This is a genomic window from Actinomycetota bacterium, assembly GCA_035765775.1.
In the GTDB taxonomy this organism is placed as follows: Bacteria; Actinomycetota; CADDZG01; order JAHWKV01; family JAOPZY01; genus DASTWV01.
In genome coordinates this window covers 90,116-116,900 of record DASTWV010000043.1, presented here as the reverse complement: position 1 = coordinate 116,900, position 26,785 = coordinate 90,116, and the positions used below count along the sequence as shown (strand labels likewise).

21 protein-coding genes are annotated in these 26,785 nt (G+C 70.5%); 11 read left to right on the top strand and 10 right to left on the bottom strand.

Features of this window, described 5'->3' with window-relative positions; all coding sequences use genetic code 11:
• Positions 1-165 precede the first annotated feature (165 nt).
• Complete coding sequence (locus VFW71_09915) at positions 166-5,295, top strand: transglycosylase domain-containing protein (protein HEU5003079.1); 5,130 nt, start codon at positions 166-168, stop codon at positions 5,293-5,295.
• A 778-nt stretch (positions 5,296-6,073) separates the two neighbouring features.
• On the top strand, positions 6,074-6,472 hold the full coding sequence (locus VFW71_09910) for a hypothetical protein (GenBank protein HEU5003078.1): 399 nt from the start codon (positions 6,074-6,076) through the stop codon (positions 6,470-6,472).
• Positions 6,473-6,507: 35 nt separating this feature from the next.
• On the opposite strand, the gene VFW71_09905 is transcribed toward VFW71_09910, so the two are convergent.
• Entirely contained in the window at positions 6,508-7,914 is a 1,407-nt protein-coding gene (locus VFW71_09905) for a hypothetical protein (GenBank protein HEU5003077.1), read from the bottom strand.
• Positions 7,911-8,477 (bottom strand): SigE family RNA polymerase sigma factor, encoded by a 567-nt coding sequence (locus VFW71_09900; GenBank protein HEU5003076.1) that lies wholly within the window; start codon positions 8,475-8,477, stop codon positions 7,911-7,913. Before VFW71_09900 ends, VFW71_09905 begins: the two co-directional genes overlap by 4 nt.
• 109 nt (positions 8,478-8,586) lie before the next feature.
• Here VFW71_09900 and VFW71_09895 point away from each other — a divergent pair, with 109 nt between their 5' ends.
• The 4 genes from VFW71_09895 (at position 8,587) to hemH (ending at position 11,863) form a co-directional block, all read left to right on the top strand.
• The gene (locus VFW71_09895; GenBank protein HEU5003075.1) at positions 8,587-8,946 is read left to right on the top strand and encodes a hypothetical protein; all 360 of its coding nucleotides are present in this window, start codon (positions 8,587-8,589) and stop codon (positions 8,944-8,946) included.
• Positions 8,939-9,574, top strand: a complete 636-nt coding sequence (locus VFW71_09890) for an HAD-IA family hydrolase (GenBank protein HEU5003074.1) — start codon at positions 8,939-8,941, stop codon at positions 9,572-9,574. Before VFW71_09895 ends, VFW71_09890 begins: the two co-directional genes overlap by 8 nt.
• Before the next feature lie 325 nt (positions 9,575-9,899).
• Entirely contained in the window at positions 9,900-10,961 is a 1,062-nt protein-coding gene (gene hemE, locus VFW71_09885) for a uroporphyrinogen decarboxylase (protein HEU5003073.1), read from the top strand.
• Positions 10,958-11,863: a ferrochelatase gene (hemH, locus tag VFW71_09880; protein ID HEU5003072.1), complete on the top strand. Its 906-nt coding sequence runs from the start codon at positions 10,958-10,960 to the stop codon at positions 11,861-11,863. The genes hemE and hemH overlap by 4 nt, the downstream gene beginning before the upstream one ends.
• Positions 11,864-12,121: 258 nt before the next feature.
• Here hemH and VFW71_09875 read toward each other — a convergent pair whose 3' ends face one another.
• Entirely contained in the window at positions 12,122-12,841 is a 720-nt protein-coding gene (locus VFW71_09875) for a dienelactone hydrolase family protein (protein ID HEU5003071.1), read from the bottom strand.
• A 141-nt stretch (positions 12,842-12,982) separates the two neighbouring features.
• On the opposite strand from VFW71_09875, the gene VFW71_09870 reads away from it, so the two are divergent.
• The 3 genes from VFW71_09870 to VFW71_09860 are packed head-to-tail and all read left to right on the top strand — an operon-like array spanning position 12,983 to position 15,652.
• The gene (locus VFW71_09870; GenBank protein ID HEU5003070.1) at positions 12,983-14,230 is read left to right on the top strand and encodes an SIS domain-containing protein; all 1,248 of its coding nucleotides are present in this window, start codon (positions 12,983-12,985) and stop codon (positions 14,228-14,230) included.
• 11 nt (positions 14,231-14,241) lie between these two features.
• The gene (locus tag VFW71_09865) at positions 14,242-14,847 is read left to right on the top strand and encodes a hypothetical protein (protein HEU5003069.1); all 606 of its coding nucleotides are present in this window, start codon (positions 14,242-14,244) and stop codon (positions 14,845-14,847) included.
• Positions 14,848-14,884: 37 nt separating this feature from the next.
• Entirely contained in the window at positions 14,885-15,652 is a 768-nt protein-coding gene (locus tag VFW71_09860) for a hypothetical protein (protein ID HEU5003068.1), read from the top strand.
• Positions 15,653-15,706: 54 nt separating this feature from the next.
• Here the strand turns inward: VFW71_09860 and VFW71_09855 are convergent, their stop codons facing one another.
• The 5 genes from VFW71_09855 to rpe all read right to left on the bottom strand — a co-directional run bounded on the left by VFW71_09855 (position 15,707) and on the right by rpe (position 21,642).
• On the bottom strand, positions 15,707-17,110 hold the full coding sequence (locus VFW71_09855; GenBank protein ID HEU5003067.1) for an NAD(P)(+) transhydrogenase (Re/Si-specific) subunit beta: 1,404 nt from the start codon (positions 17,108-17,110) through the stop codon (positions 15,707-15,709).
• Complete coding sequence (locus VFW71_09850) at positions 17,111-17,452, bottom strand: NAD(P) transhydrogenase subunit alpha (GenBank protein HEU5003066.1); 342 nt, start codon at positions 17,450-17,452, stop codon at positions 17,111-17,113.
• The gene (locus VFW71_09845) at positions 17,453-18,643 is read right to left on the bottom strand and encodes a Re/Si-specific NAD(P)(+) transhydrogenase subunit alpha (GenBank protein HEU5003065.1); all 1,191 of its coding nucleotides are present in this window, start codon (positions 18,641-18,643) and stop codon (positions 17,453-17,455) included.
• Positions 18,644-18,799: 156 nt separating this feature from the next.
• Positions 18,800-20,890 (bottom strand): transketolase, encoded by a 2,091-nt coding sequence (gene tkt, locus VFW71_09840; protein HEU5003064.1) that lies wholly within the window; start codon positions 20,888-20,890, stop codon positions 18,800-18,802.
• Positions 20,887-21,642: a ribulose-phosphate 3-epimerase gene (gene rpe, locus VFW71_09835; protein HEU5003063.1), complete on the bottom strand. Its 756-nt coding sequence runs from the start codon at positions 21,640-21,642 to the stop codon at positions 20,887-20,889. Before rpe ends, tkt begins: the two co-directional genes overlap by 4 nt.
• A gap of 516 nt (positions 21,643-22,158) precedes the next feature.
• On the opposite strand from rpe, the gene VFW71_09830 reads away from it, so the two are divergent.
• Positions 22,159-23,133: a phosphoribulokinase gene (locus tag VFW71_09830; protein HEU5003062.1), complete on the top strand. Its 975-nt coding sequence runs from the start codon at positions 22,159-22,161 to the stop codon at positions 23,131-23,133.
• 82 nt (positions 23,134-23,215) lie between these two features.
• Here the strand turns inward: VFW71_09830 and VFW71_09825 are convergent, their stop codons facing one another.
• Positions 23,216-24,136, bottom strand: coding sequence for a hypothetical protein (locus VFW71_09825; protein HEU5003061.1), 921 nt, complete (start codon positions 24,134-24,136; stop codon positions 23,216-23,218).
• A gap of 64 nt (positions 24,137-24,200) precedes the next feature.
• Positions 24,201-25,130, bottom strand: a complete 930-nt coding sequence (locus VFW71_09820) for a LysR substrate-binding domain-containing protein (protein HEU5003060.1) — start codon at positions 25,128-25,130, stop codon at positions 24,201-24,203.
• Positions 25,131-25,322: 192 nt separating this feature from the next.
• Between VFW71_09820 and VFW71_09815 the strand changes: the two genes are divergently transcribed.
• Positions 25,323-26,780, top strand: a complete 1,458-nt coding sequence (locus VFW71_09815; protein ID HEU5003059.1) for a ribulose-bisphosphate carboxylase large subunit — start codon at positions 25,323-25,325, stop codon at positions 26,778-26,780.
• The last annotated feature ends 5 nt before the right edge of the window (positions 26,781-26,785 follow it).

The following is a 26,785-nucleotide window of genomic DNA, read 5'->3' as shown; positions in this document are numbered from 1 at the left end:
AGGGGACACCGTGCGCCGCGCGGGCGCACGTGCAGGTGGGGGAACGCAGGGGACAACGAAAAGGCTGAGCAGCGAACTGCTTGACCGCTACTCGCCGAGGTAGTCGCCCTCCGCACCAACCTGAAGGGGCACACCCCTCGGGTCCACCGTTCCCCCGGAGGCTCCGTGGCCTGGTCGTATCGAAAAGAAACTACGTGGAGCTCGCTCCCCCTGCCGCACCAGGGGATCGAAGCGGGCGGCTGGTTCTGGAGTGTGCTGGCGTTCCTCGCCAACCTCCCGCTGCTGGGCACGATCCTCGCCCTGCTGGTGCTCCTGGTGCTGGGTGGGATCATCGCCGCCGGGATCGTGCTCTACGTGCTGCTCGGCCCGGTGCCGGTCCCCAAGCAGCTCCCCTCCGCCTCGGTGGCGTCCAGCAAGGTCTTCGCCGCCGACGGCAGCCTCGTCGCCACCTGGCACGGCGCCATCAACCGGGAACCGGTCCCACTCGACCGGATCTCTCCCTATCTGCCCAAAGCGGTGGTGGCCGAAGAGGACGCCCGCTTCTACTCCGAGCCCGGGGTGGACCTGCGGTCGATCCTGCGCGCCGCAGTCACCGATCTCAAGCAGGGGCGGATCGTCGAGGGCGGCTCGACGATCACCCAGCAGTACGTCAAGGACGCCTACGTGGGCGACAAGCCAACGCTGACCCGCAAGCTGCTGGAGGCCCGGGTGGCCATCGAGCTCACCCGCAAGCTCACGAAGAACCAGATCATGGACGACTACCTGAACACCGCCTACTTCGGCGACGGTGCTTACGGCGCCCAGGCGGCGGCCGAGACCTACTTCGGCGAGCAGGCGTCCCAGCTCACGCTCTCGCAGGCCGCCCTACTGGCGGGCATCATCCACTCGCCCGACGCCGACGCCCCGACCACCAACGCCGCAGCGGCCAACACCGACCGCCTCCGGGTGCTGGGCCGCATGCAGAAACTGCACCAGGTCAGCGCCACCGAGGCGGACCAGGCCCGGGCGAGCGCCACGGTTCTGGCCACCCCGGTGCCGGCCAATGCCAACTATGCCTGGTTCCTGGACGCCCTGCGGACCTCCATGCTGGCCCAGTACGGCGCCCAGCGGGTCTACGGCGGCGGGCTGCAGATCCATACCACCCTGGACCCGGCCATGCAGGCCGCCGCCCAGGCGTCCATCCAGGCGGTGCTCTCCAGCCCCTCCGACCCCGATTCCTCGCTCGTGGCCATCGATCCGGCCACCGGCTACGTCCGGGCGATCGTCGGGGGCAAGGACTACTCGGCGTCCCAGTTCAACGTCGCCACGCTTGGTCGCCGGCAGCCGGGATCGGCATTCAAACCGTTTGTGTTGGCGGCTGCACTGGAGCAGGGGATATCACCGCTGGCGGTTTACAACGGACCGTCAAGGCTGTGCCCGAAGGGTTGGAATCCCGGGTGCGTGAGTAACTTTGGGGGCGAATCCTTTGGGTCAATCAACCTGCTCAACGCCACGGTGAACTCGGTCAATACCGTCTACGCGCAGCTGATCCTCCAGGTCGGGGCGCAGAACGTGGTCAACATCGCCCACAAGATGGGCATCCCGGCCCCGGCCGACGTGGTGCCGCCCCAGGTGGGGTGCCGGCCGGCCGGGACACCGGTATGCCAGTCCTTCCTGCCCGCCGTGCCCTCCCTCGCACTGGGCAGCGCCGGGGTGACCCCCCTGGAGATGGCCTCCGCCTATGCCACGCTGGCGGACAATGGCGTGTACCACGCGCCCACCCTGGTGACTTCGGTGACCAGGGGTGCCTCCGTGCTGGCCAACGGGCCCGCCGGCGGCGTCCAGGCCCTCCCGCCCTCGATTGCCAGCGAGGAGACCTCGATCCTGCAGCAGGTGATCGTCCGGGGCACCGGCACCGCCGCCAGCATCGGCCAGCCGGCCGCCGGCAAGACCGGCACCGCCCAGAACTTCGACAATGCATGGTTCGTGGGCTACACACCCACCCTGGCGACCGCCGTGTGGGTGGGCTACATGAATTCCAACAAGCCCCTGCTCAACGTGGAGGGTGTGCCGCAGGTGAGCGGCGGGACCCTGCCGGCCCGGGTCTGGTCGCGCTACATGCAGGTCGCACTCGACACGTCGGCCCCCACCATCGCCCTGGCCGGTGGGGCCAAGGCGGGCCTGCCCGACGGCGTCAAGACCAACCAGCGGGTACCCCAGTACCAGGGGACCGCAGCCGACGACACCGGCAATGTGGTGGCGGTGCAGGCCAGCATCGACGGGGGGGCCTTCGCGCCGGCGGGCGTCACCTGCACCGGATGCGGGGGGCGCAGCGTCACCTGGAGCTTCAAGCCGCCGGCTCCCCTGGCGGACGGGGCACACACCCTCACGATCGAGGCCGTGGACATCGCCGGGCGGGACTCGACCGTGCTGACCCGGCACCTCACCGTCGACACGGTGGCGCCGAAGGCGGCGGCGGTCGCCGCCCAGGGGGCCGGCACCACGCTGGGGTTCACCTTCTCCAAGCCGATGCTGTGCTCCACGCTCCAGCCGGGCGACTTCTCGGCGGTGGTGGGGGTCCGGTTCTCGGCGGTCACCGCCGTGGGCTGCGCCGGCACGGCGGCCCAGGGCGTGTCGCTCACCGTGGTTCTGCCGCCCCGGGGCGGCGACCGGGTGGCGGTCACCGTGCTCAGCCCCTACTCGGGCGGGCCGTCGGACGAGGCGGGCAATGCCCTCACCGGTGACCGGACCGTCACCGCCGCAGCTGCCAACGTGGCGCCCGGCCTCGGGGTGAGCGGCGGGACCGCCCCTGCCGCCCTGACCGCCAACGCCCAGCCCGCCTACCAGGGCACCGCCGCCGACCCCGACGGCACAGTGGCCGGCATCCAGGCGAGCGTGGACGGCGGGCCGTTCTCCAGCGCCGGGGTCTCCTGCCCCGGGTGCGGGTACGCCGGCGGGCTCGCCGCCCCGGTGTCGTGGACCTGGCGGCCCCCGGCCCGGCTGGCCGATGGTGCCCACACGCTTGCATGGCAGTCGGTGGACAACGCCGGGGCGTCCTCGCCGGCGGCCAGTGAGACCGTCACCATCGACACCGTGCCGCCCAAGCCCACGGCCGTGTCGGCGACCGGCGGTGCCGGCGCAGTCACGATGACCTTCTCCAAGGCGCTGGCGTGCTCGTCGCTCCAGCCGTCGGGCTTCAGCGTCCTCGTGGGCGCCCACGTTGACCCGGTGGCATCAATCGCATGCGATGGGTCGTCTGCGACCGGCATCACTCTGGCCCTCACGGTCCCCCCGCGGGGCGGCGACGCCGTTGCGGTCACCCTGGCCGAGCCCTACTCGGGCGGGCCGACCGACGTGCCCGGCAACCACTTCGGCACCGACCGCTCGATCAGCGCCCCGGCATCCAACGCCGCCCCGGCCCTCGCCCTGGCCGGCGGCCCGGGGGCGGCGGCGCCCACCAACCAGGCGCGGCCCGCCTACCAGGGCAGCGCCACCGACCCCGACGGCACCGTGGCCGGCATCCAGGCGAGCGTGGACGGCGGGCCGTTCTCGGCCGCCGGGGTCTCCTGCCCCGGCTGCGGGGCCAATCGTGGTCTTGCGGCGCCGGTGAGCTGGACGTGGGCATCGCCCCTCAGGTTGGCCGACGGCTCCCACCTCGTGGCGTTCCAGTCGACCGACAACGCCGGGACCGCCTCGGCGCCCATCTCGCAGACCGTCTCCATCGACACGGTCCCACCGGCGCCCGCCGGGCTGGCCGCCACCGGCGGCCAGGCGGCGCTGGCCATGACCTTCTCCAAGCCCCTCGCCTGCTCCTCGCTGCAGCCCTCGGGCTTCAGCGTGATGGTGGGCGGCCGCTACGACGCCGTGGCCTCGGTGAGCTGTGCCGGCCCGTCGAACGCCACTGTGGCCCTGACGCTGGCCTCCCCGCCCCGGGGCGGGGACCCGGTGGCCGTCACGGTCCTCTCAGGCGGGCCGACCGACGTGCCGGGCAACCACTTCACCGCCGCCCACACCATCGGCGCCACGGCCACCAACGTCGGGCCTTCGGTGTCGATGACCGCCGGCGCCCCCGACGGGGGCCTCACCGACCAGGCCCGGCCGTCGTACCAGGGGTCGGCCACCGATCCGGACGGGACGGTGGCATCGGTGCAGGCCAGTGTGGACGGGGCGCCGTACTCCCGGGCCGGGATCGGCTGCACGGCCTGCGGCCCGGCCGGGGCCCTCGGGGCTCCCGAGCAGTGGACCTGGCAGTCGCCGCTCCGCCTGGCGGACGGGGCGCACACGGTGGCCTTCCAGTCGGTGGACAACGCCGGGACCGCCTCGGCCGCGGTGACCGAGACCCTCACCGTCGACACGGTGGCGCCCAAGCCGGCTGCCCTGACCGCCGTCGGCGGATCGGTCTCCATGACCGCGACGTTCTCCAAGCCCCTGGCGTGCTCGTCGCTCCAGGCGGGGCAGTTCTCGATCACCGCCGGCCCGAACCGGTCGGTGGTGGTTGAGAGCCTGGCGTGCCCCGGGGCGTCGAGTGCGTCGGTCGCCCTCACCCTCGACGCCGCCCCCCGGGGTGGCGATCAGGTGGTCGTGACCATTGCGTCCGGCCCCGCCGGCGCCGCCGGCCCTACCGACGCCGCCGGCAACCCGGTGGCGACGCCCCGCCTCGTGGCGACCGCCGCCGACCAGGCCCCGACGCTCCAACTCGCCCTGGCCCCGGGGACGACGACCTCCAGCCCCCGCCCGACGTTCACCGGGAGCGCCACCGACCCCGACGGCGGCGTGGCCGGCATCCGGGCCAGCCTGGACGGCGGGCCGTTCACCGCCGGCGGGGTGTCGTGCCCGGTCTGCTCGCCGACCGCCCCGGTCGGCCAGCCGGTCTCCTGGTCCTACCAGGCGCCGGGCCTCCCCGACGGGCCGCATACCGTGGCCCTGGAGGCCGTCGACACCGGCGGCGCCACCTCGCCGGTAGCCACCCAGACCCTGGTGGTCAACTCCCAGCCCCCCGCCGTGCAGCGGATCCTGGCCTCGGGCGAGTCGAGCGTCGTCGCCGTCCTGCTCTCCAAGCCGGTGTCGTGCTCCAGCGTCAATCTGGGCGAGTTCTCGGTCACCGCCGGCGGATCGCCCGTCGATGTGGCCCTGGCCACCTGCACCGGCACGGCCGACGCCGTCGTCGACCTGGTGCTCGCCTCGGCGCCCGCCCCGGGGGCGGAGGTGGCGGTCACCGTCTCCCGGGGGATCCTGGACGACGCCGGGAACCGCCTGGTCCTGCCGGCCGCCCCGCTCACCGCCCCCGCCACCACGCCCGCCTCGGACCTGCCGTAGGTACCAAGGTCGACCGGCCGGGGGTCGATGTAGGGGGACCCGACGCCGAAGGGAGCGAAGGGGAGGACCCAAGGCACCGTCGTGGTCACCGGACCACTGGCGCCGGCAGTCTTTCCCCGAGTAATTCCCCTTTAGTTACCTGCAACGGGCCCGGCTTCAACCTGACAGAGCGCGTCACCTAGGGTCGCGTTGTTTGGGAGGTCGAAAATGCCATCTGATGTAGATATACACAGACCCGAATAACGCTAACCCAATGAATGGCACTAGGATCATGCCGAAGTAGTCGTGACGCACCAGCAGCACACCGTACCAAAATAAAATGGCCGGTAATCCCGCCAGGTAGGCCCGTGCAAGTCGCTTCCACCGGCTCACGGGAGCACTCTGTTGAACAGTTCTAAGGCGCTTCACAAGTGCGTGTCCGCTTGGGGCAGGACCAACAGATGGAACCCCTTCCATAAGATGAGTCGAAAAGGTAGCGTCCATCAGCAGATGGTCCGAGCATGACCGCCTTCTTTTGCCAATACGACCAATCAGGGACCCTGGGCTTCAGCATCAGCTCCGACCCCAATGCTTGGGTAGCAAGAATGCCAACACAGGCTTCTGAGGCTGGATCCGAACCTCCACCGTGAAGATCGGCAATGTGGTGGTTGTAGTTGAGTGGCGCCGATCGAGACACGGCTTGGCCCCGTCTCAGAGAGTCACGACCTCTCCGTTCACCGCCCCACTCACCGCCCCGGCCACCACGCCCGCCTCGGACCTGCCGTAGGCTTTCTGGGCGGTGGCGCCCCCGTTTGAGCAGCTCGACTTCCTGTACACGCCGAGCACCGACGTGGCGGCCGACACCGCCTGGTTCTGCGATGTCCTCGGCGGCCGGCTGGTATTCGCCATCGATGCCATGGGCACCCGGGTGGCCATGGTGGAACTGAGCGCCGGGCCGCCCCAGGTGCTGCTGGCGGACCATTTGGAGGGCGACCGGGCGATCCTCGTGTACCGGGTGGCCGACCTCGAAGGCTCCCTCGCCGCCCTGCAGGCCCAGGGGTGGACGAAGGAGCGCACCTTCGAGATCCCGCACGGGCCGTGCTGCTCGTTCACCGGCCCCGGTGGCCACCGGGTGGCTCTGTACCAACTGGTGCGGCCCGACGTGGGCGCCCATTTCGCCGGCCGGATGGATTTCTGAGCGGCCGGACCACGCCGCCACCCTACGACGCCGCCCTACGACGGGGGCGTGTAGGAGTACCCCTGCTCCACGCTGGTACAGCACGACGTGCCCTCCGGGGTCCCTGCGGGGAAGGTCGCCGGGGCCGGGCTCGCCCCGGGCGTCGGGGCCACATCAACGGTGGCCGGGGTGGTGCTTCCCTCTGCCTGCGAACGGCCGCCGCCCCAGACCAGGGCCGCGGTGCCGTCCCACACCGCCGGCCCGTCGGTGCGCCCGGGGACCGGTGAGGCCGCCCCGAAGCGCCACGTGTCGGTGGCGGGGTTGAAGAGCAGGGGCCGGCCCTGAGCGTCGCCGTCGTCCAGGATGAGCACGTCCGTCCCCGTCCAGAGGTCGCGGTAACGCCAGTTCCCGGTGAAGCCCTCCGGTGCGTCCGGGAGGGTGCGCCAGGTGCCCGTCGCCGGGTTGAACGCAGCGGCATTGGGCAGCAGGCCGGGACCGCCCTCGCTGCCCCCCCCGACGACAAGTTCCGTGCCCGTCCACGCGGCTGCCCCGCCCCCGGTCACCGGCGACGGCGGGGCGGGGAGCACCTGCCAGGCGTCCGTCGCCGGCGTGTAGCTCACCAGCTGGGGCTGCCCGGCGCTCGAGCCGCTGGTGCCCACCTGCCCATAGACCAGGAGCTGTGCGCCGGTCCAGAAGCCGTCCCCGAAGATCGGCGCCGCCACCGGGGCGGCCGATGTCTCGGTCCAGGTGTTGGTGGACGGGTCGAACTCCGCCGCCCGGGTGTCAGTGGTGCCCCGCTCGGAGTTGCGGGCGTCGTTGCCGAAGAAGCCCCAGACCAGCAGGCGGGACCCGGTCCACACGGCGTAGCTGCCCGCGTCGCCCACGGCCCCCAGCGGGAACGGCTTCAGCGATCGCCACCTGCCCGTGGCGGGGTTGTAGGCGGCACCGGGGCTGGTCGCCGGCGTTGGGTTTCCCGCGAAGACCAGCAGCTCCGATCCGTCCCAGGCCCCCACGGGCCCAGCCGTGGCGGGCAGGGGGCCGGCCGGGATGGTGTCCCAGGTCCCGGCCGCCGGGGTGAAAGCAGCACCATCGGCGAGCTCGGAGGTCCCGGCATCGCCGCCCCAGACCAGCATCTGCGACCCGGTCCACGCCTCGAGGAACTGGTTCCTCGGCGCCACCGGTGCCTTCGGGATCCCGGTCCAGGTGTCGGGGCCGGCGCCCGCCAGCGACCCGCCTCCCAGCGTGCGCACCGGGGTGCTCCTGGCGTCCCAGGGGCGGGCTACCGCCACGGCGGCCATCACTAGGGCCAGGGCGGCCGCCGAGGCGACCACGAGCGGCCGGCGGGACGCCGGGCGGGGCCGGACCAGCCCGGACCACACCCGGTCGTCGAGAGTGGCTCCCGGCGCCACCTCGTCGGCGACGGTGTGCAGCATGTGCGACAGGTGTTCCTCGAAGGTGGTCATGCGTCTTCCTCTCGTTGTTCGTCAGTGAGTGCCCCCCGCAGGCGGGCAAGCCCCCGGGACACCGATGACTTCACCGTGCCGACACTGATGCCCAGCGCGGCGGCGACCTGCGCCTCGGGCAGGTCCTCGTAGAACCGCAGCACCACCGCCGCGCGCTGGCGGATGGGCAGGGCGGCAAGGGCGATCCGGATGCGGTCCCGCTCGACCGCCTGCTGGGCGACGTCCTCGAGGGTCGTCCGGTCCACGGTGCGGCGGCGCTCCTCCCGGAGCTCCAGGACCCGGCGGCGGCCCCGGCTGCGCAGCTCGTTGACGACGGCCCGCCGGATGTATGCGCCGGCGTCGGCCACCTGGCCCTTCCGCCAGTGCGGGTACACCCGGCAGAAGGCCTCGGCGACGGCTTCCTCGGCCCGGTCGGTGTCCCCGCACAGCAGGTAGGCCAGGCGCAGGGCGGGGGATCGGTGCTCGGCGTACAGGGCGCCGAACGAGCCGCCGGGGGCCGCCTCAGCGGCATCTGAGGGGTCCAGCGTCGGCCCCAGGGTTGCGGTGGTCGGTGTCTGCCTCACGACCATACAGACTGCCTGGCGTCCCGAAAGGTTGCCCGGTGGGCGGCACCACCGCCACCTCGGAGCCCTCCGGGGACAACTCGGCCAGCAATGGGGGCATCATGAAGGGGTGGCTGACGAATCACGCGCAATCATGTTGGGCATCCGGCACCGCTGCGGCCAGGAGATCCAGTTCTGGATCCCCGCCGCTTTTGTCCCGGCCCACTCCCGCCGCCTCGACGAGGAGATCGACACCCGCGGCCTGGCCTCGTGGATGGCCGACGAGGGCATGCTGACCGAGGACGAGGAACCGACCGAGGCGGAGCTGGTGGACCGCCTGCGCCTCGAGCTGGCGCCCCGGGACATCGCCTTCATCGACGTCGAGCGCGACGCCTCCGAGTGCCCCCGGTGCGGCGCCCTCCTGCGCTGGCTGGACATCCTGACCGAGTACGCCCGCAGTGGGGGTGGGGATGACGGCGCCGATGGCTGAGCGCCGGGTGCTCCTGTTCGACATGGACGGCGTGCTCATCGAGTCGCTGGAGGCCTACCGCTACGCCTACACCTGTTGGGCGAAGATCTACCGGATCGAGCGCTCCCAGTTCCCCCGGGACCTGCACGGACGGCGGCCGGAGGACGTGATCGCCTCGATCATGGTCGACGCCCCGCCCGCCCGGGTGGTCGAGGCCCTGGAGAGCTTCGAGCGCCTCATGGAGGAGGGGACCTCGAAGGCGGTCGCCATGCCCGGGGCGCAGGCCCTCGTGGCCGCCCTGCCCCCCGACCGCTGGGCGGTGGTCACCTCCGCTCGGCGGCGCTACGGCCCGGCCCTGCTGGCGGCCGCGGGCGTGGAGCCCCCGGCGGTGATGGTCTGCGGCGACGACACCACCCAGGGCAAGCCGGATCCCGAGTGCTTCCTGAAGGCGGCCCGGGCGTTGGGCGCCGCGCCGGCGGCGTGCACGGTGGTCGAGGATGCGCCCGTGGGTATCCAAGCGGCCCTGCGGGGTGGGATGTCGGTGGTGGCGGTAGCGACGACCCACAAGCCCGAGGCGCTGAGCGGGGCACCCCGGGTCTACGATTCGCTCGCCGCGGCGAGCGCCGACCTGTTGGAGCTCGTGCGCTGAAGCTTCGGGGTGGCCGGAGCCCGGTCGCTGTTTCGAGTGGCTAGCCCCTGGGTTCGGGCCCCCGCCAGGTCCTTTTTGTGCATGGCCGAACAGGATTATCATGTCCACCCATGCACAAATACCTGATCTCTGGCCAGCTCTACCCGGCGCCGGCGGCGGCGCTGCCTCGACCTCGAGTGGGTTCTCGCCTCGTCCCGCCCGGACGGGACTGACCGGCCGCCGGGCTCGCCGGGCCCCCAGGGCCGTGCGGGGGCCCTGGTAAGGTGGAGGCTCCGTGACGACCGACGCCGCCACCGCTTCCCCCTCCACCCCGACCGCTGCACCGCTGGCCGGCCCTCCGCGCGCCCGGCGTTTCCTGGACGCCTGCGCCCGGCGCCCGGTCGATGCCACCCCCGTGTGGATGATGCGCCAGGCGGGCCGCTCGCTGCCCGCCTACCGGGAGCTGCGGGAGCACTACGGCCTGGTCGAGATCACCAAGCGCCCCGAGCTGTGCGCCCAGGTGACCCTCCTCCCGCTCCAGGTGCTGGAGGTGGACGCCGCCATCATGTTCGCCGACATCATGCTGCCCCTCGCCGGGCTCGGGGTGCGCTTCGAGCTGGTGGAGGACGTCGGCCCGGTGGTGGCCGACCCCATCCGCTCGGCGGCCCAGATCGACGCCCTGACGGCCATCCCGGCCCGGGAGTCGGTCCCCGCAGTCCTCGACGCCATCCGGATCGCCCGCCGGGAGCTGGAGGGGGTCGCCCCGCTCATCGGGTTCTCCGGGGCGCCGTTCACCCTGGCCAGCTACCTGATCGAGGGCCGCCCCAGCCGCGACTTCACCCGCACCAAGGCAATGATGTTCACCGAGCCCGCCACCTGGCACCAGCTGATGGAGCGCCTGGTCACGATGGTGATCGACTACCTCGGCGCCCAGGTGGAGGCCGGCATCCAGGCCCTGCAGCTGTTTGACAGCTGGGTGGGCGCCCTGTCGCCCGCCGACTACGCCGCCTTCGTGGCGCCCCACGTGGCCACGATCTTCGACGCCACGGCCTCCCTCGGCGTCCCCCGGATCCACTTCGGCACCAACACCGCGACGCTGCTCGATCAGATGGCCTCGCCCGGTGGGCCCCCGTCAATCCCCCCCGATGTGGTGGGCGTGGACTGGCGCATCCCGCTCGACGCCGCCTGGGAGCGGATCGGCCCCGGCCGGGCGGTCCAGGGCAACCTGGAGCCAGCCGCCGTGCTGGCGCCCCCCGAGGTTCTCGCCCAGCGGGTGGACGACGTCCTCGCCGCCGCCGCCGGCCGCCCGGGGCACATCTTCAACCTGGGCCACGGCGTGCTGCCCGATTCGCCCCTTGACAACCTCAAGCTCCTGGTCGACCGGGTGCACGAGAGGACGGCGCAATGAGCACGGCGGTGCTGTGCATGGCCTACGGCGGCCCACGCTCGACCGACGAGGTGGAGGCGTACTACACCGACATCCGGGGCGGGCGGAAGCCCTCGCCCGAGGCGCTGGCCGACCTCGTCGCCCGCTACGAGCGCATCGGGGGCCTGTCGCCCCTGCCCCAGATCACTCAACGTCAGGCCGCCGCCCTGGGCGATGAGCTGGGCGACGGCTACCAGACCTACGTGGGCATGAAGCACTGGCATCCCTTCGTCCGGGAGGCGGTGGAGCAGATCGCCGCCGACGGCCACGACCGCGTCATCGGCCTGGTCCTGGCTCCGCACTACTCGAAGATGAGCATCGGGGGCTACGAGCAGCGCCTGCGGGCGGCCACGGAGGCCATCGGGGCGACCTTCCGGGTCGACATGATCCCCTTCTGGTACGACAACCCGGGGTTCGTTCGCTTCGCCGCCGAGAACCTGAGAGCCGCCCTGGGCGACTGGGACGCCGAGGACACCACCACCCGGGTGTTCTTCAGCGCCCACAGCCTGCCCGAACGCATCCTGGCCGACGGCGACCCGTACCAGGACCAGCTGCTCGACTCCTCCGGCCTGATCGCCGCCGTGGCCGGGGCGCCGAACTGGGAGTTCGCCTTCCAGAGCCAGAGCCACACCGGCGAGCCGTGGCTGGGCCCGGATGTGCTGACCTCGCTGGCGGCGTTCTGCAGCCGGGGGGGGAAGCGGGCCGTGGTGGCGCCGATCGGCTTCGTGGCCGACCACCTGGAGGTGCTGTACGACATCGACGTCGAGTGCGTGGAGAAGGCCGCCGAGCTGGGGATCGACCTGCGCCGCACCGCCTCCCCGAACGACGACCCCCGCTTCATCTCCGTCCTGGCCGGGGTGGTGCGGTCCCGCTCGGGACGTTAGCCGATTTCGAGGGAAGTTCTGGGGACTTTTTGCCGTCGTTTAGGCGGAAAATCGCCCCCAGAACTCGGTCCGGCAATGCAGTCCGGGCTCTGATACGAAACCTTGCCGGTCAAGGGGCACCCGGACCCATGCCATCGCTCGGGGTCCACGCATGCCGCCCCTCGGCTGAAGTCGGGGACTTGTGTCCCGGGCAGTGGGACAAATGTCCCCCGAATGATGGGGGCTGCGGCCCGCAGTCCGGCCGCAGTCCGGGCCCGATCAGACCGGCAGCTTCTGGCGGAGGAAGTCCTTGGTCTGCTCCCACGCCTCGGCGGCGGCCCGCGGGTGGGAGAACCTCGGCGAGTTGTGGTTGTCGAAAGCGTGCCCGGCTCCTTCATGGTCGTGGAATTCGGCCAGGGCGTTGCCGGCGAAAGCCTCCCGGACCGCCGCCTGGCGCCCCACGGTGAGGTAGTTGTCCTCCAGACCGAAGTGGAACAGGATCGGGCAGTGGATGTCGCCGGCGACCCCGAGCGCATCGGGCACCGCCGAGCCGTAGTAGGAGATGGCACAGGCTGGGTCGGCCGCCGCCGCAACCCGGTAGCTGATCCCGCCCCCGAGGCAGAAGCCCATGACCCCGGCCTTGCCTCCCCCGGCCTGCACCTCCGGCAACGCCTTCAGGTGCTTGAGCGAGGCCACGGCGTCGCCGACTGCGCCCTCGAAGTCCAGCCGGCCGCCGTACCCCATGGCCCGCTGGAGGGCGTCGGGGTCCTGCTCGTCGATCGAGACGCCGGGCGTGATGCGCCAGTACAGGTCCGGCGCCATGGCGACGTAACCAAGGGCGGCCACCCGGTCGCACACATCTTTGATGTAGGGGCTGACGCCGAAGATCTCCTGGATGATGAGCAGACCCGGACCGGAACCGGCATCGGGCACCACGGTGTGGGCGGTGAACTCACCCCGGCCGGGGATGGCAATGGTCTCGCTGCGCACGGTGGTCATCACGTCACCCTTTTCACTCGGCTGCCAACCGCCCGTTCGCACTGTAACCGCCCAAGACTGGCGAGCCCCATGCCGCCCGAGGCCCGGGCATACGCCGCGCTAAGGTGGTTGGGGGTTCACCGGCCGAACGGGGGCAGCAGCATGGCGCAGCTGGAAGACTTTGTGATCGACCAGTACCAGCACCGGGCATCCGTCGTCCGGGCGCAGTTCGCCGCCGAAGCTCCCCGGCTCGCCCGGGCGTGCCACGAGATGGCGGAACGCTTCGCCCGGGGCGGGCGCATCCTGGCCTTCGGCATGGGCCCGGCGGCCACCGACGCCTCGCACATCTCGGTGGAGTTCGTCCACCCGGTCATCGTCGGCAAGCGTGCCCTGCCCGCCATCGCCCTGCCGAACGATGGCCCGACCGCCCTCGGCCTGGCCGCCGAGGACTCCTCCTCGGTGTTCGCCCGGCAGATCGACGTCCTCGGGCGGCCCGACGACATCGCCATCGGCCTGGCGCTGGCGCCCGACGACGCCAGCGGCCCCGCCATCGCGGCCGGGATCAAGCAGGCGGCCGCCAAGGGGATCATGACCATCGCCCTGACCGGGCCGACGTCCCGGCAGCGGTCCTGGGAGGCCGACTGGCTGTTCAGCTGCGAGGACCCCGACCCCTTCGTGGTCCAGGAGGTGCACGAGACCGGCTACCACATGCTCTGGGAGCTGGTGCACGTGTTCTTCGAGCACAAGGGCTTGCTGAAGGGCCGGGACGCCGGCCCGGTGCACGACTCGGGGGCGTCCAGCTTCCTGTACCCGTTCCTGGCCGAGGCCGAGACCAACCTCGACGCCGTGCTGGCCGAGGTGCAGGGCTCCATCCAGCAGAAGGCCGAGGACGTGATCTCGATCCGGGTGGCCAAGCCCGACCAGCTGGTGGACGGTGCTCGCCTCCTGGCTCGCCAGTTCGGCGCCGGCGGCAAGCTCCTCGCCTTCGGCAACGGCGGCTCGGCCACCGACGCCCAGGACTTCGTCACCGACCTCATGGCCCCGCCTCCCGGCATGCGCCCCCGGCCGGCCCTCTCGCTGACCAACGAGGAGGCCGTGGTGACCGCGGTGGGCAACGACGTCGGCTACGACAACATCTACGCCCGCCAGGTGATCGCCTTCGGGCAGCCGGGCGACATCGCCTTCGCCGTTTCCACCTCGGGTGGCTCGCGCAACGTCCTGGCCGCCCTCGAGGAGGCCCGGCGGCGCAAGATGACCACCTTCGGGCTGGCCGGCTACGGCGGTGGCCCGATGGTCGCCCGCAAGCTGGTGGACCACTGCGTCACCATCGACTTCGAGTACATCCCCCGCATCCAGGAGGCGCAGGCCACCCAGTACCACGTCCTGCGCCACCTGGTGGAGATGGTGTAGCCGACGCTGCGATGCGCCCGACCCGCTGGGGGTACCTGGTTGGTCTCCTGGTGATCGTGGCCGGGGGCATCGGGGCCGGACTGTGGGTGGTCGCCGGGCTGGCCCAGTTCCGCACCGACGTCAAGGCATTCCAGCGGGTGCCGGCCAACGGCGGGGGTGACGTCCACCTCACCGCGGCCGGGAACTACGTGCTGTACAACGAATCGCCCCTGTTCCCCGCCGATCTGGGCCTCTCGGCCACCGTGACGGCGCCCGGGGGGACAGCGCCCCTGCCGCTCGCCCGCTACGGGACGCTGCAGAACGGGCGGCGCACGACCCTGACCTACAACGTCGATCAGTTCTCGGGCGACGCCGCCGACACCTTCTCCGCCCCTGCGCCCGGGACCTACCACGTGGCGTCGGTGTGCACCGATGCCCCGTCCTCGTGCGCCACGCTGGCGGTGGGCAAGACCATCGGCCCCCGCTTGGCCTTCACCGTCCTGGGGGCAGTGTTCATTGGGTTGGTGGGCTTCGTCCTCGGCGTGGTCCTGATCATCGCCACCTTCGCCCGCCGCCGGCGCGCCCGGCGGGCATACCCTCCCCCCGGCGAATATCCTTACCCGTACCAACCAGCCTGAGCTTGACAGATCCCTAGCTCTGCGAGTTACTTAGGGCATGAGCACGCCCCCGGCGGGGCCTTCGAAAGCCGGCTACTGGATCGGCGGGGTGGTCATCGCGGTCGGGCTGCTCGGCGCCGGCCTGGTGGGTGCAGCCGTCCTGAGGGTCTACGTCCGGCGCATCGATAACTTCCAGCGGATGCCACTCACCGGCACCGAGCTGCTCACCCTCGACCCGGGTGGCTACGTCATCTACTACGAAGGCAGCGGGGTTCCCGACCACGTGCCGCTGGTCACCGTCTCCCTGGTGCCCTCCGGAGGCACGCAGCGGGTGACGATTGGCCGCTACGGCGGGTCCTGGGGCCGGGCCTTCGTCGCCTACAAGATCGACGGCCACAACGGGGAGGGGATCGCCGCCTTCAGAATCCCCAAGCCGGGCGGCGATTTTCAGATCACCTCGGCTTCGGTGGGGACCGGGGGCCTGGCGGTCGGGCGCAGCGTCGCCCCGCTCCTGGTAGGGGCCGTCATCAGTGCCCTGGGGCTCGGGGTTCTGGCGCTGGTCATCGGCCTGCTCGTGATCATCCATACCGCGGTGAAGCGGGGCAAAGTGAGGCAGGCGCAGGGGGCCGCCCACCCGGGCTACGGCTACCCGGGCGGCTACCAGTACCCTCCCGGCTACGGCTCTCCCGGGCGTGCACCGGGGGCACCCGGCCCGCCATCGCCGGTGCCGCCCAGCTCCGCCCCCGACTACGTATGGCCGGAGCCCTACCCCCAGGGGCCGAACCCGGAGCACGCGCCCGCACCCGGGCCTGACTCCGACCCCTAGAGGCCTTTCCGAAACGTCGACCGGGGAGGACCGGCCACCGGTCCCTGCCCGCTCCTAGACGCCTGCCTTGGCGGCCGCGATCTCCTTCACGATGTCGGCGGTGAACGACTTGGCGTCGCCGAACAGCATCAGGGTCTTGTCCAGGTAGAACAGGTCGTTGTCGATCCCGGCGAAGCCCGGGCTCATCGAGCGCTTGATCACCATGACGTTGCGCGCCCGGTCCACATCCAGGATCGGCATGCCGTAGATCGGCGAGGTCTCGTCGGTCTTGGCCGCCGGGTTGACCACGTCGTTGGCCCCGATCACCAGCACCACGTCGGTCTGGGGGAACTCGCCGTTGATGTCGTCCATTTCCACCAGGGCTTCGTAGGGGACGTTGGCGTCGGCCAGGATGACGTTCATGTGGCCCGGCATCCGTCCGGCCACCGGGTGGATGGCGAACTTCACATCGGTGCCCGCCTTGGTGAGGGTGTCGTACAGCTCCCGAACCTTGTGCTGGGCCTGGGCCACCGCCATGCCGTACCCGGGCACGACGACCACCGTCGCCGCCGCGTCCAGGATCGAGGCCGCCTCCTCGGCCGAGGCGCTGCGGTAGTTGCGCTCCTCGGCAGCGCCGCCCTTGGATGCCACCGCCCCGAAGCCCCCGAACAGCACGTTGGTGAACGAGCGGTTCATGGCCTTGCACATGATGATCGACAGGATGAGGCCGGAGGAGCCGTCGAGCGCCCCGGCGACGATCAGCAGCTTGTTGGCCAGGACGAAGCCCATCATGGCCGACGACAGCCCGCCGTAGGCGTTCAGCAGGGCGATGACCGTCGGCATGTCGGCCCCGCCGATGGCGATGATCAGCAGGACGCCGAAGATCATCGGCACCACGATCATGACGGCGAAGACCCCGGTTTTGGTGGGCTCGAAGTTGAGGTACACCGCAGCGATGAGGGCGGCGGCAAGCACGATGCCGTTGACCGCGTTGTGGCCTTTGTAGAGGACGGGTTTCTGGGGGAGGATCTGCTGCAGCTTGCCGGAGGCGACCAGGCTCCCGGTGAAGGTCAGGTAGCCCAGGATCACCTCGGCGCACAGGGCGCCCATGTTGAAGTGCGAGTGAATGATCCCGCTCTCCTGCAGGTAGAACTCGGCGGTCCCCACCAGGGCGGCCGCCAGGCCCCCGCACGCCCGCATGAAGGCGATCTGCTGCGGAACGTCCTTCATCGGGGTCAGGACCGCCAGCGGGATGCCGGCGAGGGCCCCGATGACCAGGCCGACGATGATCCAGGTGAACGAGTGGATGTCGTGGCTGATCAGCGTGGCGGCGATGGCGAGGGCCATGCCGAACTCGCCGATCCGGTTGCCCTTGATGGCGGTGGCCGGCTTGTTCATCCACTTCAGCGAGTAGATGAAGCAGATGACGGCGACGATGTAGGAGTAGTCGATGATCTGGGCTCGGGTGGCGGCGCTCATCTACTTCGCCCCGCCTTCCGCACTCTCGACCGCACTCTTGGCTTCACTCTTGGCCGGGGCGGCCTTGGTCTTGAACATCTTCAGCATCCGGTCGGTGATCCAGAACCCACCGACGACGTTGGCCATCGAGGCGACGATGGCGGCGGTGCCCAGGACGGTGGCCACCTTGCTGCCGGTGCGCCCCGCCAGCAGGATGGCGCCCACGACGGCGATGGCGGCGATGGCGTTGGTCAGCGACATCAGCGGGGTGTGCAGCAGCGGGCTGACCCGCTTGATGACGTCCAGGCCGATGAACGTCCCCAGGACGAAGACGAACAGGTAGGTCGAGAGCTGGCTTGCCATCTACTTGGCCCCTCCTTCGCTGGCGTCGAGCCCGGCGGCCTGCCGGACCCGGGGATGCACCACGTCACCGTTCCGGGCGATCATCGACCCCTCGATGATGTCGTCGCCGGCATCGAGCCGGAGCGTGCCCGCCTTCTTGTCGTACATGTTGAAGAGGAAGTTGGTGACGTTCTTGGCGAAGGTCATCGAGGCGTGGACCGGGATGGTGCCCGGCAGGTTGGTCGGGCCGTCGATGATCACGCCGTCGATGTCCACCACCTGGTCGGGCTGTGACCCGGCGACGTTGCCACCCTGGCCGGCAGCCATGTCGATGATCACCGAGCCCGGTGCCATCCCCTTGACCATCTCCTCGGTGACCAGCACCGGGGCCTTCTTGCCCGGCACCTGGGCTGTCGTGATGACGACGTCGCTGGCGGCGATCACCCCTGAGAGCACCTCCCGCTGCTTGCGCAGGAATTCCTCGCTCTGCTGGGCGGCGTAGCCGCCGGCGCCCTGGGCGGCCTCCAGCTCGACCTTGACGAACTTGGCCCCCAGGCTCTCCACCTGCTCGGCGGTCTCCGGGCGCACGTCGAAGGCCTGCACCACCGCCCCCAGGCGCTTGGCGGTGGCGATGGCCTGCAGGCCGGCGACGCCCACGCCGAGCACGAACACCTTGGCGGGGGGGACCGTCCCGGCCGCCGTGGTCATCATGGGCATCATCTTGGGCAGGTGCCCGGCCGCCTGGATGACCGCTTTGTAGCCGCCGATGTTGGCCTGCGAGGACAGGACGTCCATGGCCTGCGCCCGGGTGGTCCGGGGGATCAGCTCCATGGCGAAGGCGGTCACCTTGCGGGCGGCCAACTCGGGCACCAGCTCGGCGGCGGCCAGCGGGTTGGCCAGCCCGAGGATGATCTGCCCCGGGCGCATCAGGTCGAGGTCGGCCCGGCCCGCCACCGGGTTGGCGGTGAAGGTACGGACCTGGGCGACGATGTCGGCCCCGAAGGCGTCCGAGCGCGTACCGACGGTCGCACCGGCCTTCTGGTAGGCGTCATCGGAGAACCCGGCCTGGGCGCCCGCACCGCTCTCGACGACGATGCGCAGCCCGGCTTTGGTCAGGGCGGGGAGCGCCGGCGGCGTCAAAGCGACCCGACGCTCCCCTGGGTAGGACTCCTTGGGCACCCCCACCGACAGCGACGTGCCTTCTTCCGCCATGCGCCAGCCTCCCTCCACCCCGGTCCCCCGTCGAGGACCGACTCTGCTGCTCCCCGAGTCCGCTCGCTTACCCGTGTTTTCCTATTTGGAAGCTGCTCGAAATTGGTGGAGGGCGCTCCGTCCGGTTAGAGAGCCGTTACCGGGCTCTCATGGGCGCTACGGAGTCGGCAGGGGAGCGGCCGCCCTCCCCTGCTTCTCCAGAACTGCTCGGGCGTGCGCCACCACGTTGTCCACCGTGAAGCCGAATTCCGCCAGCAGCGTGCCCCCGGGTGCCGAGGCGCCGAAGTGGTCGAGGCCGAGCGAGCCGCCAGCCTCCCCGACGTAGCGCTCCCACCCGAAGGTCGACAGGCACTCCACCGAGAGGCGGGCCCGGACGGCCGGGGGCAGCACCTCGTCCCGGTAGCTCTGCGGCTGGCGCTCGAAGAGCTCCCACGACGGCATGCTGACCACCCGGGTGCGAACTCCCTCGGCCGTGAGACGGTCGGCCGCCTCGACACAGAGGAACACCTCGGAGCCGGTGCCGATGAGGATCAGGTCCGGGTCGGGCGACCCGCCGTTGGCCGCCGGCGGGTCCGACAGCACGTAGGCGCCCTTCGCCAGACCGGCCGCCGGCGCCAGCCGGGTCCGGTCCAGGGTGGGGACGTTCTGCCGGGTGAGGACGAGCGCCACCGGCTCGCTGCGCTGGCTGAGCGTCACCCGCCAGGCCTCGACCGCCTCGTTGGCGTCCGCCGGCCGGATCACGCACAGCCCGGGCATCGCCCGCAAGCTGGCGAGGTGCTCCACCGGCTGGTGGGTCGGGCCGTCCTCGCCCTGGCCGATCGAGTCGTGCGAGTACACGAAGATGCTGGGGATCGCCATGAGCGCCGCTAGGCGGACCGCGGGGCGCATGTAGTCCGAGAAGATGAGGAACGTGCCGCCGAAGGGACGCACGCCGCCGTGCAGCGCCATCCCGTTCAGGATCGACCCCATGGCGTGCTCCCGCACCCCGTAGTGGATGTTGCGGCCGCCGGCCTCGGGACCGAGCACCCCGCCGCCTTTGATCTCGGTGCCGTTGGACCCGGTGAGGTCGGCCGAGCCACCGATCAGCTCGGGCAGCCTGCCGGCGGCGGCGTTGATCGCCATGTTCGACGAGACCCGGGTGGCCAGGGCCTTCTCGGGGCCGACCGTCGGCAGGTCGGCGTCCCAGCCCTCGGGCAGCCGGCCCTCCAGGACCCGTTCCAGCTCGGCGGCGTCCTCGGGAAACTCCGCCCGGTAGCGGTCCATGAGGTAGGTCCAGGTCCCCTCGACCTCCGTGCCCCGGTCCAGGGCCTTCCGCCAGGTGGCGAGGGCCTCGTCGGGCACGAAGAACTTCTTGTCCGGGTCCCAGCCGTAGCGGATCTTGGTCCCCCGGACCTCGTCCTCGCCCAGGGCCTGGCCATGGGCCAGCTCGGAGTCCTGGCGTGTGGGGGCGCCGTAGCCGATGTGGGTGCGGGTGACGATGATCGATGGCCGGGGGTCGGCCTGCGCCGCCTCGTAGGCGGTCGTCAGGGCGTCGAGGTCGTTGCCGTCATAGACGTGCTGCACGTGCCACTGGTAGGCCTCGAAGCGCCGGCCGACGTCCTCGGTGAACGCCAGCGACGTGGGGCCGTCGATGGTGATCTCGTTGGCGTCGTACAGGTAGATGAGCTTGCCCAGGCGCAGGTGCCCGGCCAGCGAGGCGGCCTCGTGCGACACGCCCTCCATGACGTCGCCGTCCGAGCAGAAGGCGTAGGTGAAGTGGTTGACCACGCTGAAGCCCGGCTTGTTGAACCGATCGGCCAGGATCCGCTCGGCGATCGCCATGCCGACCCCGGTGGCGAAGCCCGCCCCGAGGGGGCCGGTGGTGGTCTCGACGCCCTTGGTGTGGCGGTACTCCGGGTGCCCGGGGGTCAGCGATCCCCGCTGCCGGAAATTCTTGATGTCCTCGAGCTCGAGCCCGTAGCCGGTCAGGTAGAGCAGCGAGTACAGCAGCATCGAGGCGTGGCCGCAGGAGAGCACGAAGCGGTCCCGGTTGGCCCACCCGGGATTGGCCGGGTTGTGGCGCAGGAACCGGGTCCACAGCACGTAGGCGGCGGGGGCGAGGCCCATCGGGGCGCCCGGGTGGCCCGAGTTGGCGGCCTGCACGGCGTCGGCGGCCAGCGTGCGGATCGTGTCGATGGCGAGGAGCTCCGCCTCGCTGCCGTAGGCCGGTGGCGAGATGATTTTGGACAGGGTTTCGGTCGGGCTCATCGGTCGCTCACTTTCTCTCTGGCGCTCCCGTCTTCGGCTCCACCGCCCGCGGCCAGCGGGGCAACAGGGCCGGCGTCCTCCAGCGCCGCCGCCAGGTTCGCGCGGCACTCTGCCACACACGCGGCGATGCCGTCGGGGTGGCGGAAGAGGGCCGAGCCCACCACGAACATGTCCGCCCCGGCCGCCCCTGCCGCGCCGATCGTCGGGGGTGCGATGCCGCCGTCCACCTCGAGCGGGATGTCCCGCCCGGTGGCGTCGATCATCGCCCGGGCGTCGGCGATCTTGGGCTCCATCTCGGCGATGTAGGCCTGCCCGCCGAAGCCCGGGTTCACCGTCATCACCAGCAGGTGGTCGATGGAGTCCAGCACGTAGCGGATCGACTCCAACGGGGTGTGCGGGTTCAGGGCGACGCCCGATTTGGCCCCCATGCGGCGGATCTCCTGCAGGGTGCGGTGCAGGTGGACGCTGGCCTCCACCTGGACGATCACGGTCTCGCAGCCGGCCTCCACGTACTCGCCGATCCAGCGCTCGGGCGCCTCGATCATCAGGTGGGCCTCGAACGGCACGCTGCTGGCCGCCCGGCACGCCTTGATGAACGCCGGACCGAAGGTCAGGTTGGGGACGAAGTGGCCGTCCATCACGTCCCACTGGATGGCGTCGACGCCGGCGGCGTCGAGGCGGGCCACCTCGTCGTAGAGGCGCCCCGGGTCGGCGTTGAGCACGGACGGGACAATCCAATTACGGGGAGTCATGGAGTCGGGTTCATGGGGTCGGTTCACCTCGTCGGGCGTCGGTGGGGCGTCAGCGTGGGCATCAAGCGTGGTCATGGCCGGCGATACGGTAGCCGGTCGGGCCGCCGCGCCGCTATTCCACCACCGGGTGAAAGGGAGGGTCAAAGCCCAGCCGGAGGATGACCCCCCGGCAATGTCAGGCCCCAGGTTGAGGCGGTCTCACCCTGTGGGGTGAAGCCGCTCCCGCGGCTTCTCATGCCCAAGTGTGACCGGTTCTGGCCCTTCGGCGCCTTGGACTGCGCTGAGATGCATCGGGGACCCCAAAGTTGTTACCCTGCATGGATCACCCCGCCAGGTGACCGGGGAATACTCGGGACCATACCTACGGCGGGGGATTGCCACGAACCCAGGTCGCCCTAGCCTTGGGACCTAATACCCCGTTGCAGGTTGGCGTTGGTGCAGCAGCCCCTTCTGGGGTCCGGTTGGGTCGAGTCGGGTCGAGTCGGAGTCGAGCGGAGGAGAACCTAGGCGATGGCCATGAGCCCCTTCGGGTTGCACAACTCTCGGGGAACCAACGGCGGCCGCAATGGCCGGCGGCCGATCATGCTGGGCGTTGTCGGGGACTCCGCAGCCGGGAAGACCACCCTGACCGCCGGCATCGAGAACATCTTCGGCCGGCACCGGGTCAATGCCATCTGCACCGACGACTACCACCGCTACGACCGGGAGGCCCGCAAGGTCGTCCAGCTCACGCCGCTCCACCCGGATTGCAACTACATGGAGATCATGGAGCAGCACCTCCAGCTCCTGGCCATCGGCGAGCCGATCCTGAAGCCGGTCTACAACCATCATCACGGCACGCTCGATGCCCCGGAGCTGTTCGAGCCGAACGACATCTGCGTGATCGAGGGCCTGCTGGGCTTCTCGACCAAGCCGATGCGGGACTGCTTCGACGTGAAGATCTTCCTCGACCCGCCCCAGGAGCTGCGGGCCGCCTGGAAGGTGAAGCGGGACACCTCGAAGCGCAATTACACCATCGACGAGGTCATCGCCGACATGCAGCGCCGGGAGCCGGACTCCAAGGAGTTCATCGAGCCCCAGCGCGAGCACGCCGACATCGTGGTGCGCTTCATGCCGCCGGGCGGGGACCTGAGCTACGACTCCACCAAGTACAACGTGAAGCTGACGCTCCGGCCGACCCTGCCCCACCCCTACCTGGCCGAGATCGCCGCCGAGACCCGCACCCCGCGCTACGAGCCGATCCGCTTCCACCTCGCCCGGGACCGGGGCAAGCCGGTGGACGTGCTGGAGATCGACGGCTCCGTGCCCCCCGAGGTCTCGGCCGCCGCCGAGGAGATCATCTGGGACAAGATGGCGCACCCGGACGGTGAGCTGAACCGGGATGCCATCGGGGTCTTCATCGATGCCAACCAGACCAAGCGGAGCGAGAGCCTGGCGCTCACCCAGCTGTTGATTGTCTTCCAGCTCGTGGGGGCGGCGGCCACTCGGTAGCTTTCGGGCTCGTCGGAAGTTCTGGGGAAGTTTTGCCGTCATTTTGCCGGAAAAATGTCCCCAGAACTTTTCCCGTACGGGACTAGCTTCCCGAACGGATCGCCAACGAACGCCGCACCAGGTCCGCTACCTGGTCCGGGTGGTCGTGGAGCAGCCCCCAGGTGATGGTGAGGTAGTCCCAACCGGCAGCGATGAGTTCGTTGTGCCGCACGCGGTCCCGCTCCCAGGCCGGCCGTGATCCGTGCCAGACGAAGCCCTCCGCCTCCAGGCCGAAACGGATCCGGGGATAGCCGAAGTCAATGAAGCGCACCGTCCCGTCCGGGAGGACCACCCGGCACTGCGGCTCGGGGCGCTCGATGCCTGCCTCATCCAGCGCCCGGTAGAGCTCCAGTTCAAACTCACTGCCGATTGGGCGGGCCGAGACGGGCCAGGCTTCCAACAACGTCCGCACCGCCGGGATGCCGGCATGGCCTTGCAATGGGGATTCCGTGCGGCCTTGCAGTTCCGCCCGCGTGACCAGCTTGTGGATCAAGCAGTGGGCCAGTGCGCGCCCGAGGCGCTCGACAGGGAAAAGGCTCGCGAGGTCCAGCAACGTCCGTCCGGGGGTGGTCACCGGGATTCCCTGCACCAGAGCCCGGTCCTCCTCCGGCAGCCTGCGCGCCCGGAAGGCGGTGATGCCTTCAAGGCGCACCCGGCGCTGGTGGGGCACGGTGATCTCCGCCCACCGGGCGATGCCGGGAAGCCCGTGGAGGTTGGCCGCGGCCCGATGGGACGCCACCGCCCCGCCGCCCGCTGCCAAGGTGGCGGCCATCATGGTCTGCTCGAACGGAGGCTCGCCCGCCCCGAGCCGGTAGGCCCGCGGGAAGATCTGCACCAGCTGGCCGCGACCCAGCCGGGCTTCGACCTCCTCCCGGCTCGCCCCGAGGGCCAGTACCTGCTTGAGCTCCACCACGCCGTGCTGGCGCTCGGCGAGAAGAGCTATCTTACGATCAACATCGTTCATACCCTCAGATAACTGAGGCGCACCGACAAAAACCGCAGAAAAACGAAAGGTCGCGAAGAAAAATTTAGGGCCGGGCGATGGCGGCGGCCCCGAACCAGTCGTCCACCGCCGTCTTCACGCCCGGCGACTGCACGAGGTCCAGGAACTGGGAGGCGCTGCCCGAGAGCGGGTTGTCCTCCGGGTAGAGCACGTACCACGACCGCCGCAGGGGGGTCCCCTCGACCGGGAGCGCCCGCAGCGACCCGCTGGCCAGCTGCGCCGCCACGGCATGCCGGGAGATGAGTGTGATCCCCAGGCCCGCAGCCGCCGACTGCTTCACCGCCCCGTTCGAACCCAGGGTCATGAGCGACGACACCTGGAACTGGGACTGCGCCCAGAACTCCTCGGTGGTCTCCCGGGTGCCCGAGCCCGGCTCGCGCACCAGCCAGGTTTCCCGGGACAGGCGGGCGGGCTCGAAGGCGGGCTCCCCGGCCAGGGGGTGGTCGCCCGGGCCCACAACGATCAGCTCGTTGTTCAGGAACGGGGTACCCACGAGGCCCCGGCCCTCGGGCGGGCGGCCCCCGAAGCCGAGGTCGGCCTCCCGCGCCGACAGCCGGTCGATGACCGATGCCCGGTTGCCCACCTCCATCCGCAGCTGGACGCCGGGGTGGGCCTGCCGGTAGACCTTGAGGATCGGCGGGAGGACATATTCGCTGGCCGTCGTGACGGCCACCAGCTTGAGCGGGGCCGCCTGCCCGGCGGCCTCACGGACCCGGCGCACCGCCTGGTCGGACAGGCCCAGGATCTGGGCGGCGTGGCGGGCGAGTTCGTTGCCCGCCGCGGTGAGGCGGATGCCCCGGCCCTCGCGCTCGACCAGGGGTACCTGCATCTCGTCCCGCAGGGCGGCGAGGGCGGCCGAGACCGACGGCTCGGTGATGAGCAGTGTGGCGGCGGCGCCCCGGACCGAGCCCTGCCGGGCGACCTCCAAGAAGGTGCGGAGCTGGGAGAACGTCATCGCCTGCAACTCCCGTCGCCGGTGCCGTCGTGCATTAGACCATTATCTAATGGAAGGATCTGAAAATTCAATTGTGCTCTCGCCCATGCCGGCCTATCATGCGCAACTAAGGAGCAAAAATTCGCACGTTCGGGTTCGTCCGGCTCCGGCTGGCCGACCCGCCGAGACCCCGTTCGGGGATGGAGGCGAGCTATGGCAGGAGAGGTGAAGGAGGGACGCCCGCGCTGGCTGGCAGGGGTTATCCCCTACAAGACCATGGGCTACTGGCGGCCGGACTACGAGCCCGAGGAGACCGACATCATCGCGGCCTTCCGCATCATCCCGCAGGACCACGTCGATCCTGAGGAGGCGGGGGCTGCCGTCGCCGGTGAGTCCTCCACCGCCACCTGGACGGTCGTGTGGACCGACCGCCTGACTGCCCACGAGAACTACCAGGGCAAGTGCTACAAGGTGGTGCCGGTGCCCAACACCGCCCCGCAGCAGTACATCGCCTACATCGCCTACAAGCTGGACCTCTTCGAGGAGGGTTCGATCCCCAACCTGACCTCGTCGATCATCGGCAACGTGTTCGGGTTCAAGGCCCTCAAGGCCCTCCGGCTCGAAGACATGCGGATCCCCAAGGAGTACGTCAAGACCTTCCAGGGCCCCCCGCACGGCATCATCAACGAGCGGGAGATGCTCAACAAGTACGGCCGCCCGCTCCTCGGTGCCACCACCAAGCCGAAGCTCGGCCTGTCGCCCCGCAACTACGGCCGGGTGGTGTACGAGGCCCTGCGCGGCGGCCTGGACTTCACCAAGGACGACGAGAACATCAACTCGCAGCCCTTCAACCGGTGGCGTGAGCGCTACCTTTACTGCATGGAGGCCGTGCAGCGTGCCCAGGAGGCCACCGGCGAGATCAAGGGCCACTACCTGAACGTGACCTCCGCCAACATGGAGGAGATGTACAAGCGAGCCGAATTTGCCAAAGAGGTTGGCTCCTGCATCATCATGATCGACCTCACCATCGGCTTCACCGCCATGGGGTCGATGGCCAAGTGGGCGCGGGACAACACGATGATCCTGCACCTCCACCGTGCCGGCCACGCCACCTACACCCGCCAGAAGAACCACGGCGTCAACTTCCGGGTGGTCTCCACCTGGTGCCGCCTCCTCGGCGTCGACCACATCCACGCCGGCACCGTCGTCGGCAAGCTCGAGGGTGACCCCCGGGCGATCAAGGGCTACTACGACCGGCTGCGGGAGGACTTGAACCCCGTCGATCCCGAGCTCGGCTTCTACTTCGAGCAGGACTGGTGCCACATGCCGGGCGTCATGCCGGTGGCCTCCGGTGGCATCCACGCCGGCCAGATGCACCAGCTGCTGCACTACCTGGGCGAGGACGTCGTCCTGCAGTTCGGTGGCGGCACCATCGGTCACCCGATGGGGATCGCAGCCGGCGCCGAGGCCAACCGCCTCGCCGTCGAGGCCATGATCCAGGCCCGCAATGAGGGCCGGGACTACATGAAGGAAGGGCCTGCGATCCTGAAGAAGGCGGCCAACCACTCCCGGGCGCTGGCTTCGGCCCTGGACGTGTGGGGCGATGTCACCTTCGAGTTCGAATCCACCGACGTGCCCGACGCCATGCCGCTGCCGACCGCTTCGAGCTAGTAGGT